12 protein-coding genes are annotated in these 11,986 nt (G+C 68.0%); 5 read left to right on the forward strand and 7 right to left on the reverse strand.

Annotated features, from left to right (window positions below; all coding sequences use genetic code 11):
• Nucleotides 1-29 precede the first annotated feature (29 nt).
• Nucleotides 30-773, reverse strand: coding sequence for an ABC transporter permease (locus V6U79_RS24860; RefSeq protein WP_334616018.1), 744 nt, complete (start codon nucleotides 771-773; stop codon nucleotides 30-32).
• Between the two features lie 108 nt (nucleotides 774-881).
• Between V6U79_RS24860 and V6U79_RS24865 the strand changes: the two genes are divergently transcribed.
• On the forward strand, nucleotides 882-2,144 hold the full coding sequence (locus V6U79_RS24865; RefSeq protein ID WP_334616019.1) for a PP2C family protein-serine/threonine phosphatase: 1,263 nt from the start codon (nucleotides 882-884) through the stop codon (nucleotides 2,142-2,144).
• Nucleotides 2,145-2,185: 41 nt separating this feature from the next.
• On the opposite strand, the gene V6U79_RS24870 is transcribed toward V6U79_RS24865, so the two are convergent.
• A complete protein-coding gene (locus V6U79_RS24870) occupies nucleotides 2,186-2,638 on the reverse strand; it encodes a MarR family winged helix-turn-helix transcriptional regulator (protein ID WP_334616020.1) in 453 nt (150 codons plus the stop codon).
• A 353-nt stretch (nucleotides 2,639-2,991) separates the two neighbouring features.
• Complete coding sequence (locus V6U79_RS24875; protein WP_334616021.1) at nucleotides 2,992-3,594, reverse strand: hypothetical protein; 603 nt, start codon at nucleotides 3,592-3,594, stop codon at nucleotides 2,992-2,994.
• 330 nt (nucleotides 3,595-3,924) lie between these two features.
• Here V6U79_RS24875 and V6U79_RS24880 point away from each other — a divergent pair, with 330 nt between their 5' ends.
• Entirely contained in the window at nucleotides 3,925-4,446 is a 522-nt protein-coding gene (locus V6U79_RS24880) for a GNAT family N-acetyltransferase (RefSeq protein WP_334616022.1), read from the forward strand.
• Nucleotides 4,447-4,539: 93 nt separating this feature from the next.
• Here V6U79_RS24880 and V6U79_RS24885 read toward each other — a convergent pair whose 3' ends face one another.
• Nucleotides 4,540-4,734, reverse strand: coding sequence for a helix-hairpin-helix domain-containing protein (locus V6U79_RS24885; protein WP_334616023.1), 195 nt, complete (start codon nucleotides 4,732-4,734; stop codon nucleotides 4,540-4,542).
• Nucleotides 4,735-4,997: 263 nt separating this feature from the next.
• On the opposite strand from V6U79_RS24885, the gene V6U79_RS24890 reads away from it, so the two are divergent.
• On the forward strand, nucleotides 4,998-6,110 hold the full coding sequence (locus V6U79_RS24890; protein WP_334616024.1) for a hypothetical protein: 1,113 nt from the start codon (nucleotides 4,998-5,000) through the stop codon (nucleotides 6,108-6,110).
• A 114-nt stretch (nucleotides 6,111-6,224) separates the two neighbouring features.
• Here V6U79_RS24890 and V6U79_RS24895 read toward each other — a convergent pair whose 3' ends face one another.
• The 3 genes from V6U79_RS24895 to V6U79_RS24905 all read right to left on the reverse strand — a co-directional run bounded on the left by V6U79_RS24895 (nucleotide 6,225) and on the right by V6U79_RS24905 (nucleotide 9,642).
• Nucleotides 6,225-6,836, reverse strand: coding sequence for a hypothetical protein (locus V6U79_RS24895; RefSeq protein ID WP_334616025.1), 612 nt, complete (start codon nucleotides 6,834-6,836; stop codon nucleotides 6,225-6,227).
• Between the two features lie 868 nt (nucleotides 6,837-7,704).
• Nucleotides 7,705-8,928: an exonuclease domain-containing protein gene (locus V6U79_RS24900; RefSeq protein WP_334616026.1), complete on the reverse strand. Its 1,224-nt coding sequence runs from the start codon at nucleotides 8,926-8,928 to the stop codon at nucleotides 7,705-7,707.
• Between the two features lie 9 nt (nucleotides 8,929-8,937).
• The gene (locus tag V6U79_RS24905) at nucleotides 8,938-9,642 is read right to left on the reverse strand and encodes a DUF6218 family protein (RefSeq protein WP_334616027.1); all 705 of its coding nucleotides are present in this window, start codon (nucleotides 9,640-9,642) and stop codon (nucleotides 8,938-8,940) included.
• A gap of 279 nt (nucleotides 9,643-9,921) precedes the next feature.
• On the opposite strand from V6U79_RS24905, the gene V6U79_RS24910 reads away from it, so the two are divergent.
• Both V6U79_RS24910 and V6U79_RS24915 read left to right on the forward strand, forming a co-directional pair.
• The gene (locus tag V6U79_RS24910) at nucleotides 9,922-10,788 is read left to right on the forward strand and encodes a YDG/SRA domain-containing protein (protein WP_334616028.1); all 867 of its coding nucleotides are present in this window, start codon (nucleotides 9,922-9,924) and stop codon (nucleotides 10,786-10,788) included.
• Nucleotides 10,789-10,846: 58 nt separating this feature from the next.
• Nucleotides 10,847-11,437: a GIY-YIG nuclease family protein gene (locus tag V6U79_RS24915; RefSeq protein WP_334616029.1), complete on the forward strand. Its 591-nt coding sequence runs from the start codon at nucleotides 10,847-10,849 to the stop codon at nucleotides 11,435-11,437.
• Nucleotides 11,438-11,986: the final 549 nt, after the last annotated feature.

The raw sequence follows: 11,986 nt of genomic DNA on the forward strand, positions 1-11,986 counted from the left end.
CCGCCGCGCTCGTCGGGTCCGGGCCCAGGTCAGGCGGGGTGGAGTCGGCCGCGGGCCACCAACTCGACGGTGAGGACGACGGCGACGGCCTCCACGGCGAGAAGTCCGACGAGCACCACCAGCTGCGTCACTCCGGCGGCGAGGGGGCTCGCCCCGCCGAGCAGCACCCCGACGAACGCGCCGGGCAGGGTCACCAGGCCCACCGTCCGGGTCTGATCCAGTGCCGGGACCAATGCCTGTCCGGCCGCCGGACGGCACACCAGCAGCACGGCGTCCCGGGGCAGCAGACCCAGGGCCAGGCCGGCTTCCACCTCGCCGCGCCGGATGGTCAGCTCGTCCAGCGCGCGGCGGCCGGCCAGCGAGGTGGCGGTCATCGCCCCGCCCGTCAGGATTCCCGCGACCGGGATGATCGCGATGCCGCGCAGCGGCACCAGGCCGGCCAGCAGCAGTCCCGCCACCACCAGCGCGCTGCCCGCGACGATCGGCGCGCCGGCCCACCACCCGCGCCCGCCGCCGGTGATGCGCCGGCCCGAGGTGCCCGCCGCCACCACCCACATCAGGACCACGAAGGCGGCCGTGGCCCACAGGGACTCGACGATGGCCGCGATCAGCAGGGACACGGCGCCCACCTGGACCACGGCGCGGACGGCGGCGATGACGACCTGCCGACCGTGGCCCAGCTTCCCGACGGACACGACCAGCGCCGCCGCGAGGGTCAGCACGACCAGCGCCACACCGAGCTTCGGACCGACCACCAGCATCGTCGAGGACATCGGGCCAGTCTCCCGCGAGGCGCCGTACCGAGCAGCCGCAGCCGGACGGACCGACCTGGCCGTCGGGGTCGCCGTGGTTGTCGGTCGCGCGGGCCTATGCTCTGCCGCGTGGACGAGAAACGGTGGAGCGGCGTCGACCTGGGCAACGTGCTGCGCGCCGTCGAGGACGCCGCCCCGGTCGACGCGGTGGAGGCGATGACCCGAGGGATCGGCGTCGACCTCGGCGCGCTGTCGGTGTCGTTCCTCATCGCGGACATGAGCGGCCGGGCTCTCGTTCGGCTGGCCCACGTTCCCTTCGGAGACCCGACCGGCCGACGCCGGCAGGACGAGGACGTCGCCACCGTGCTGCCGTTCGACGGCGGACCACAGGAACAGGCGCTGCGCTCCCAGCGCGTACAGGTCCGTCCGAGCGGAAACGATCACGTCGTGATGGCGCCCGTCACGCAACGGGGCGAAGCGATCGGGCTGCTGGAGATTTCGTTGCCGGCCACGCCGGACGACACCACCCTGGCCGAGATCTCCCGGGCCGCACACGCGCTGGCGTTCGTGGTGATCGCCGCCCGCCGGCACACCGACCTCTTCGAGTGGGGTCAGCGAACCACTCCGTTCACCCTCGCCGCCGAGATCCAGCGCCGGCTCCTGCCCTCCTCGTTCACCTGCGAGGCCGGCTCGTTCACCCTCGCGGCGTGGCTGGAGCCGGCGGCCACCATCGGCGGAGACACCTTCGACTACAGCCTCGCGCGCAACCTGCTGCATCTGAGCCTCACCGACGCCGTGGGCCACGGCGTACACAGTGCCCTGACTGCGACGCTCTGCGTCGGCAGCCTGCGGCACACCCGCCGCCGCGGTCACACGCTGCTCGACCAGGCCCAGGCCGCGAACTCGGCGCTGATCGAGAACCCACCCGGCGGGTTCACCTTCGCCACCGGCCTGCTCGGCCGGCTCGACCTGCGCACCGGCGTACTGGCCATGGTCAACGCCGGCCACCCCACCCCATTCCTGGTCCGCGACGGAGCCGTCCAGCCCGTCGCGCTGCCGGTCGATCCGCCGTTCGGCGTACTGCGACGGGGGAGCTACCGCACGACCGACGTCCCGCTGCGCCCCGGCGACCGGCTCATCCTGTTGACCGACGGCATGCTGGAACGCGGCGCCGCCCACCTCGACCTGCCCGCACGGCTGCCGGACCTCACCGAGCTGCACCCCAGGGAGGTCGTCCGCGTACTCGGCGACGCCGTCCTCGACGTGGCCGGACCCACCCTGCCCGACGACGCCTGCATGCTCGTCCTCGACTGGCACGGCGACCACGGTGACGACCGCTCCACCACAGCCGGCGCCGACCCCCACCGAGCGAGCGCTATTCCGTACGCCTGAGAGCGGAAGCGGGACGGCGGGCTGGCGGACAGGGTCGGGCCTCACTCGGCCCAGGGCTGGAAGCCGGTGTCGAGGACAGCGCCGAGGGACGCCCGCAGTCGGGCTGCCTCGTCGGCGCCGAACTTCTCCTCGAAGCGGACTTGCGCGCCGCGCCACAGCGGCAGCGCCGCGTCGATGCGGGTGAGGCCGTCCGGCGTGATCGTGACGATCCTCGCGCGGCGGTCCGTCGCCGACGGCGCGATGGTCACCAGTTGCTCCCGCGCGAGCGGCTTGAGGTTGGTGGCCATCGTCGTCCGATCCATGGAGATCATGTCGGCGAGCCTGGTGATCGTCATCGCGCCGTGGGCACTGAGCTGCCGCAGGATGGTGAACTGCGTCGCCCGAAGGCCGACCGGGCTGAGGGCCTTGTCGTAGGTCGCCGTGAGGTACCGGGCGGCCCGGCGCAGCGCCAGGCAGTTGCACGGATCGTCGAGGTTCGTCGGCGTTACGGTCATGATCCTCCCCTGGCTTCCGCACCCACGTCCGGCGCCCCGTGCTCGCGGCTCCGAGGCGTGCTCGCCTCTTCCGGGCACCCTGGCAGCTCCGCAAATACGAGCATATGCTCGTAACTGACAGCGCCCTGCAGCCGGTCACCGTGCCGGAATAGGTGCGAAACACCTACAACTCGGACGAGTGGCTCATCCGGCACAGCGTGTGAGCACCTCAACCATGCAACGGAGGATCACCATGCGTCGTATCTCCAAGCCCCTCACGTCCGTGTCGGTGGTCGTGCTCACGGCCGCCGTCGCCGTGGGTTGCTTCTTCCAGGTCTTCTGAACCCCGCCCCCACCTTCCAGCGGTACGTGATTCAGCCGTCGCGGTGCGGATCGGTGAGAGCGTCCCAGTCCTCCGCGTTCATGGGGAACGGCCCCCAGTACGGAAGGTAGAAGGCCCGCCGCGACGGATCGGCAACCGTGAACGGGGTGAACTGCGGGTCCGCGATCAGCCGGTGGACGAACTCGGCGGTCGACATGTCGAACCGGTGCCACGGCTCACCGCCCTCCGTCCGGGCGACCACAGGCCACCGATCGGATTCGGTCGAGCGGTCCGCGAGCCAGTAGTACTCCCCCTCCCTCTGGTCGCCACCCCACTGGATCAGTCCCGGCCCTTCGCCGAGCCCGTACATGTCATAGGGGGCCCACAACCCCGAGGACCCGTGCTCGTGCGCGTACTGCCGGCAGAAGGCCCACGTCCGGAGCAGCGGCTGGGCGTTGTGATCATCGGTCGGCCGCAGCAGGTCCAGGTACCCGTAGAAGGCCCCGGGCACGAAGCGCCGACACAGCTCCTTGAAGTCGGTCGGCAGCGCCACGCCGAGCCCGGCCTCCACCTGTTCCCAGTCGGCTTCCTCGGGATCCTGCCGCCATCCGGTCACCTCGACGATCCGGTCGATCCAGGGCAGATGATCATCCATGGCCCGGCAAGGTAACAGCGCAGGCCGACATCTCCCGCTCGCTCCTCAATGACTCGACCTCCCGGTGCCAGGCCCGGAAGCGCTACGGTCATGAGGACGAGGGGTGCGGGTGGGAATGAGACGGATCATGTCGGTCGCCCTGACGGCGATCGTTTGTCTCGCGCTGACGGGCTGTCCGCAGGGCGGGGCCAGTGACGGCGCCTGCGAGTCGCCGCCGCCAGGAACATCGCCCCCGCCCTGCAACGACCACCCTGAAGCCCCGGCGTGACAAGGGACGGTCTGCGGTCGGCCTCGGGTAGTGGCTCGCTGTCATCCCGTGATGATGACCGGATGGACGACCTCAGAATCCGAGACCGAGAACCAGCGGACCTGCGACGTTGCCTCCCGGTCCTCGCCGACGTGCATCGCCTGGACCGCTACCCGCTGAACTGGCCCGCTGACCCACACCGATGGCTGTCTCCGGACAACGCCCTGCACGCCTGGGTCGCCGAGACAGGATCCAGCACCGTGGTCGGCCACGTCGCCGTCCACCGCGCCAGCTCGGCGACAGACCCTGCCTCAGCGCCCGTGGCCGAAGTCAGCCGCCTGTTCGTCGCCCCGGCCGCCCGCCGCCACAACGTGGCAACCAGGCTCCTGCACCACACCCGCCAATGGGCCACCGAGCACCAGCTCGGCCTCACTCTGCACATCGTCGACCATCCCCGGTCAGCCGCCGCCATCGCCCTGTACGAGCGCAGCGGCTGGCAGCACACCCACACCGCCACCGCCGCCTGGACCAGCCCTGAGGGTCGACCCGTACGTCTGCGCCGCTACACGCTCGCCGACAAGGTGCCGCCGAACCGGAGCGCGTGATCTTCCAGCCGGACGTGTCACGCACGTCCTGATCGATACGCCAGCAGTCGGCCGTCGAGCTGCCGGGCGCGCTACGACTGAGCGGAATGGGCCTTATCCGAGACTCAGGTTGTGCTGCTCCAACGCACTCTGGATGATCCCGAGCGCTTTCGGTCCCATGCCATGCAGCTTGGCCAGCTCGGCACGCGGCACCCCTACCAGGTCGCGCAGCGTGAAGTAGCCGGCGTTGTTCAGGGCTCGGGTCGCTGGCGCACTGGTCTTCGGCAGGGTGTCGAGGGAGGAACTCACGCCTGGGATCCTAAGCGGATGGATATCCACGAGCCCACGAATCACGACGTGTTGACGCGTCGCTACCCCGTGCTACTCGGGCCGGTGGGCTTCACCCGCATGACGCGGACGATTCCAGACTCGTGCAGCCGTTGTGCCTGGACTGCTACGACCACGACCGGATCCGGCGTGAACGTCCTGCCCAGGAGCGCTCATCCCACAGCGCGACGACCGTCGGGGGAAACGACCGGAACCAGGCGGCAAGATCTTGGCAGGATGGCAGCGTGATCTTCACCCCTCGTCTCCTGGCGTCCTTCCGCGTACCGGCGAACGCCCCGCGCGTACCCGACTTCCCCCAGACCGCAGACACGCCCGCCGTCCAGCGGTGGCCGCATCGCCGCCTCGTGGTGATCCGCCGGGACGATGAGCTGTTGGCGTACGACCTGGACCGGCTCCTCGCCGGTGACGACGCTCCCGCCGCCCGGTTCCCGGCGCCGTGGCCGCGCGGGGCGGGCGGGCGTGATGCGGTGAGCCCCACCCTCGACCTGGCTGTCTTCAGCGGTCAGCACGCGCTGCACGCGGTCGACGCAGCCGGCAGGCTGCGCTGGCGGGTGCGGCACTCATGCTGGGCCTCGTCCTGCTTGTCAATCCACGACTCCTACACCGAGTACGCGGGCAGCGACGGGCACCGCCACCCCGATCGGGGCTCCTGCTGGATCAGCGCGGACGGCTCCACGGTGTGGGCCCACGTACGTACCCCGCTGCCGGGTGACGTCGAGCCGGAGTACGACGAGGAGTGGCTCGTGCTCGACGCCGTCGACGGTCGCATCCTGGGACGGGCCTCGACCGGCACCGCGGCCGCCGGTTCCCACCACATCCCTCACCCGGACCCGGGCCAGATGGGCCTCAGCGTCGGCGAAGGCCAGGACGGTGCGCCGCTGCGGTGGGGCCGGTGGGACGGCACTCGGCTCACCGTCACCCGCATCGGCGACGACGACCGCTGCCTCGTCGATGTCAGCCCCGGCGGGAGGCGGTTCCTCACCATCGCTCACTCAGGGAGGCAGCCGGCGATCCATCGTCTTCCCGACGGCGCGGTGACGCACGAGGTCGCCGCGCACCACCGGCTTCCACCGCACCCTGAGGCGCCGTCGGGCGCCGAGGACGAGCACTTCTGGGGGTACGAGTGCGGCTTCGTCGACGAGGGCAGGGTCATCGCGAGCACCAGGCGGAGGTACGGGCACCCGCGGCACTGGCTGATCGACACGGCGCGGGGCGAGGTGCTCGGCCAGGTGGAGTACCCGATGCGTGTATCGGAGGACCCGATGGCGCTTGGCGACGGCACCTGGCTCACCTCCGGTGAGAAGGACCGCTTTGGGCTTCTGCTGTGGACTCTCTGAACTGGCATGGGTGGCGTCGTTGATGCCGAGGTCACGGGCCACCGACCACCGCAGGCGCGATGAGGATGGATGGTGTCCACCCCACAGCCACCACCCACGACTGTTCTTGCAGGTTCAGTTCTCGCGGTTCGGGTCGCCGAGAGCGTCCCACTCCTCAGAAGTGGTGGGGAACGGCTGCCAGTACGGCAGGTAGAACGGCCGCCACGTCCCAGTGGCCATCGAAAACGACTCCAGCTCCGGGTCCGCGAGCATGCGGTAGACGAACTCCGTCATGGACATGTCGAACCGGTGCCACGGGTGGGGTGGGTCGTGCCGAGCGACCACGGGCCACCGATCAGACTCCACCGAGCGGTCCGCCAGCCAGAAGTACTGACCCCCGGACGAGTCGTGACCCCATTCGATCAGCCCGGACCCCTTGTCGGGCCCGTACAGATCGTGCGGGGCGTACAAGCGCGCGGCGGGATCGTCATGCTCGCTCACCCAACGCCGGCTGGAGTTCCACCACCCGAGCAGCGAAGTCGAATCGTGATCGTCGGTCGGTCGCAGTAGGTCAAGGACCCCCATGAACAGGCCCGGCACGAACCGCCGGCACAACTCCTTGAAGTCGCTAGGCAGCGTGACGCCGAGCTCGGCCTCCGCCTGCTCCCAGCCGACACCGCCCTCAGGCTCGTGGCGCCACCCGGTCACGTCGATGATCCGGTCAATCCAAGTCAGCTGATCATTCACGGCCGGCAAAGTAACAGCACGGGCGGACATCATCTCGCCTGGTCGTCACCCGCCCGCTGACCGTTGCTGCACTTCGCTGCTGGGCGACAGCAGAAAGGCCACCCCCCGAAAGCCGGGAAGTGGCCTTTGACCTGCGTGGGCGATACTGGGATCGAACCAGTGACCTCTTCGGTGTGAATGTTGATCTCGTCCCCTGGCGCGCTTCAACCGATGCCACTTAATGCCGTCAGGTTCGAGCCCGCCACCGTTGGAGGTCGTTCAGGCTGGGTTGACCCCGGCCACCTTGCTGACTTCCTGCTGACTTCGCCGCCCGACCGGAACTGGATGGATTCGGCCATGCCGCCGAGCCATGCGCGTCGACCGCGTCAATCTGCCCCGTGGAAGTCCTCATGAGATTCGTAAATATTGTCTCTTGAAATGCTGTTCTTGTGAGCGCAACCTTCACACTTCCACGTATACCGATGGTCATCAAAACCAGTCTGACCGTTTAGGTGCGCTCCGCACCTGTCGCAATACCAATCAACGTCTGGGAACCTTGCATTCACCGCGATACCTCTCTTTCGAGGAAGGACAAGTTACTCACGCGAGGTATGGTTTGATTAGTCGTCATCTTCACCGTACCCATAGAGGGTGTTCTCGTGCCCGCAATGACGGCAGATGGTGTAAGCGTAGGCGTTGTCGCCGTCCTCCCAGGGAAGAATAATTTCTCCTCCGGACAGATCCCCTTGTCAGGCAACGCACTCTCTCATGTCGGCTCCTTCCTTCCCCTCGAATGCTTTTGGATTCAAGATTGCATTCGCCAAGGCCCGCCAGCCCCTTGGACTGGTAGCGACCCCGCCAGGACAAAACCGTGGTACGACACGCGGCACTACAAGGCAGGGGCGGTGAGTCCGGCCAGCAGGTTCTGGTAGGCGGTGGGGTGAACGATCGGGATGCCGTACTGTCGAGCCTTCTTGGCCTTGCCCGACATGGTGTCGGGGTCTGCGGCGACTAGAAGGCGGGTCTTCTTCGTGACGCTGTTGCCCACTTGGAGGCCTGCAGCTTCTGCTTCCTCCTCCCACTCCCACCGCGGCGGCTCCATGGCGCCGGTGAAGACCACCATGTCACCGGGCTGGAGCCGCCAGGCGTCACGCCGACGCTGCCGCGGGATGTCGGTAGCTGCGGCGGCCAGAGCCTTGTCGACGTCGGATCGTTGGAGGCCGAGCAATCCGGCCACCTGGTCCAAGTCATGGCGCTCATTCGGGGTCAGGAGGCCGTCTTCAAGCGCGATCCCAGCGAGGCTGGCTAGGTAGGTTCGGTGTAGGTGCTCGACGTCGACGCGGGCGAGCCCAAACGCCTCCGCCGTGGCGACAAGCGCGTCGGCCTCCGTGGCCGAGATGTGCCGGTCAAGGAGCGCCTGGTCGAGCAGGTCCATGTAGGCGTCGCGCTGTGGCTCCTGCAGCCGTGGCAACCGGTCGACCAGTCGGGCCAGGAAGTGCTGTTCCCGCTGGCCTGCGGCACGCCGTTGAACGGCCACCACTGGGTGCGTGGCAATCGATGGCCAGGAGAGTCCCGCGGCCGCCGTTAATGCAGCTGCCCAAGGGGGCGGGCTGCCGGCTGCTGTGAGGTAGTAGCTCAGGAGTTGGGCGGCGGCACGGGCGTCATGCAGCGCTGAGTGCGCCTGGTACGGCGGCAGCCCAGCCACCCGACAGCAATCGTGCAGGCTACGACTGGCCACAGGCAGGAAGTGCGAGGCCAGCCGCATCGTGCAGAGGCCAGCTACCTGGTCGATCGGTGCATGGATCCCCACGCGCTGGTACTCGGCGCGCAGGAACGGGCCGTCGAAGGTCAAGTTGTGAGCGACCAGGACCCGCCCGCGCAGCATGCCGACGAGGTGACCAGCAACCTGGTCGAAGCGAGGCGCCCGCCGTGCCTCCGCGGCAGAGATGCCGTGAATGAGCTGTGGCCCGAGGTCGCGGTCCGGGTTGACCAGGCTGCACCACTCGTCAGTAATCCGACCGCTCTCGTCAGCGTGCACAACCGCCACTTCGACGATTCGGTCGTGCCAGCTGGTGCGAAGACCCGTGGTTTCGAGATCGATGACTGCGTACACGTCGCTCCTCTACGCCGAGACCAAGGAGGTGCGGGCGGCGGCCCTACGCAGTCGCGCCAACCACCGCGGCGGGAGCGGCTGCGGGTCACCCAGCGCGCGCAGGTAGACGCGGCGGTACCGCGCCTGCTCGGTGTCCTGCCACAGCTGGGCGGTACTGGCGACAACGGCGGTCAGCGCCAGAGCCGTCGCCGCGACCGGTGACGCAGCCGTGGAATGGGCCCGGGCGGCCCACTTGGCGAGCTCCTGCTGGTCTGGCATCTCGGTTGGCCACGCCAACCGAGCGATCTTCGACTTCGTGCTCGCCCTGTGCTGCTCCACCGCAGCCGCATAGACATGCCGGTGTTCGTCGATCTCTGCCAGCAGCTCGGGGATGGTGACGATGTTGCACCGGAGGGCGGTGAGCAGTTCGGCCGGCAGGACCTCGGCGATCCTGGCCAGGGCTGCGGTAGGGGCCTCTTCGTCCCAGCCGACCAGGCATCGGTCCTGCATCATCCACATAATCCGACGCAGCTGCTCGGGGTCCCGTTCGATCTCGTCGAAGCGGACCACCCACGCTCCACCTGCGCGACCCGTCGGGCTGAGGCGCCACACGGCCAAGGCGTCGGCACCGCTGCTATCGAGCCCGACGGCCAGAACTCCGTGGCCCCGCGCGCCGGGCACGTAGTCGACCGTGACGGACAGCTCGTTCTCGGATGCCTCCACACCGAAGCTCATCGCAGGTCCTCAATAGTTGACAGCGGGAGGATCACCGTAACGGCCGCCGGTGACACCCGGGGTCAGCCATCTGGGCTGTTCAGTTGCCTGGACCGCGATCTACGCTCGCACTAGCGTCCAGTCTCGACAGCACTTGCCGTCTTCCGAAGAGCCCGAGCTCGGCCTGATTCTGAATGGGTGCAGGAGCGCCTGGATGCTTGGCCGACCGCTGTAGGGCTAGCCCTTGCAGAGCCTAGACGCGCCGCAACAAGTGTCGTGGTCGTGTCCTAGAGTGCCGCCATGGTCGACCGCATCTACGGTGACATCCCTGGCTTCCCTGTGGGCACCACGTTCGTCAACCGCGCAACCCTGGCAGCATCCAAGGTTCACCGGCCCCTCCAGGCAGGCATCTGCGGCGGGATCGACGGCGCTGAGTCGCTCGTCGTCTCAGGCGGCTACATCGATGACGAGGACTACGGCGACGAGCTCGTCTACACCGGCCAGGGAGGGAACGACCCGGCTACCAAGCGGCAGATTGCCGACCAGGAGCTGACTCGCGGAAACGCGGGGTTGGCACGCAGCCAACTAGACGGCCGGCCGGTTCGGGTTGTCCGGGGCGCTGGCGGAGACCGGAAGTACTCCCCCGCCAGCGGGCTCCGGTATGACGGCCTATTCCGAGTGGTCGACCATTGGCACGAGACGGGCAAGGACGGCTACCGCATCTGGCGTTTCCGGCTGGTGACGCTCGACAGCACCGACCTGCCGCCTTCTCCCCCCGCAGGCGCCACAGGGCCCGCTGAGCGAGTCGCGACCGTCGTTCAGCGCCTGATTCGCAGTACGAAGGTAGCTGTCCAGGTGAAGCTCATGCACGACTTCACCTGTCAGGTGTGCGGCCTCCGACTCATGACGCCCGCGGGCCCCTACGCGGAGGCTGCTCATATCAGGGCTCTCGGAAAGCCCCATGACGGCCCGGACGAACAGGGCAACGTCCTCTGCCTGTGCCCCAATGACCACGTCCGCTTCGATGCCGGCTCCATCTACATCGACGCTGCCTGGATAGTCCGCGACAGCAGCACGCACGCGGAGGTCGGCCCGCTGCGGAAATCCGCCGCGCATGCCATCGACCCTACTCAGCTGGCCTACCACCGAGAGCATCACGTCCCGTAGTAGTCGGCTCTCCAAAGTCTGCTAACCGCAATCGAGCACCTGAGCCATGGGAGTACCAATGGGCCCGGAGGAAGCATTACTCCGTCCCTCCCGGCTGTACCGAGCTGAGGAGGTCCGTGGACGAGACTGCCCGATACCTGCGGCTCCCGGCGTGTACGCCTGGTACTTCACATCCCTACCACCTCTGGTGCCGGTCGCCGGTTGCCATCGACGGGACGCGGCGGTGTTGCTCTACGTGGGCATCTCGCCGAAGGCGCCGCCGAGCAACGGCCGCCCTCCAAGCCAGCAGACCATCCGCAGCCGCATCCGCTATCACTACCGAGGCAACGCAGCCGGGTCCACGCTGCGCCTGAGCCTTGGTTCACTCCTCGCAGACGAACTCGAGATCTCCCTAAAAAGAGTCGGCAGCGGGAAGCGTCTGACCTTCGGCCGAGATGGCGAGAATCGGCTCACCGCTTGGATGGCCGAGCACGCCCAGGTCGTGTGGACCGCGACGGACCAGCCGTGGAAGCTTGAGGAGGAACTCATCCGGTCATGCGTGCTTCCACTCAACCTCGACCAGAACCGCCACAGCTCGTTCCATAGCCAGCTCTCCGCCCTTCGCGCCGCACAGCGGACGCACGCGCGGCTGCTGCCTGCGGAGCGATGACCGCCGCTTGACCTACCTGCCACTGCTGGTCTCTGGTCCACTGCCGCAGGTCGTGATGACAGAAGCCGGCGTACAGGTCGACTCGTCCGTCGCCCACAAGGTCGCAGCCTAGGTCAAGGCTGCGACCTCACCGTGTAGCTCGTTGCCTATGGGCGTTGCTGGTCATCGGTAGTCGACTCTTGACGCCCTGAATACGCCCTGACGCCCTGAGAGCGCCCTGATCTTGCTTGGTAGCGGGGTCGGGGGTCGGGCAGTTTCCGTCTATGCCGCTCGCCAGCGGAGACGGCTGTCGATGGCGGAGGTTCGTCCTAGAGGCTGTGATGGTAGGGCGGGTTAAGTCGGATCTCACCGAAGTCTTGCTGGACTGGTCCGAAAGCTTTATCGCCAGCTTGTCAAGCCCGTTCCAGCCACCGACCTCTTCGCTGTGAATGTTGATCTCGCTGCAGTGATGCTCTCATCTGTGCGACCTGGTGTCGTTGTATGCGCCTGGGTCATCATTCAAGCTTGCATAGCGGTGGATACCGCTTGGCCTCCTGCTGACCTCTTGCT

The organism is Micromonospora psammae (genome assembly GCF_036902725.1).
GTDB lineage: Bacteria > Actinomycetota > Actinomycetes > Mycobacteriales > Micromonosporaceae > Micromonospora.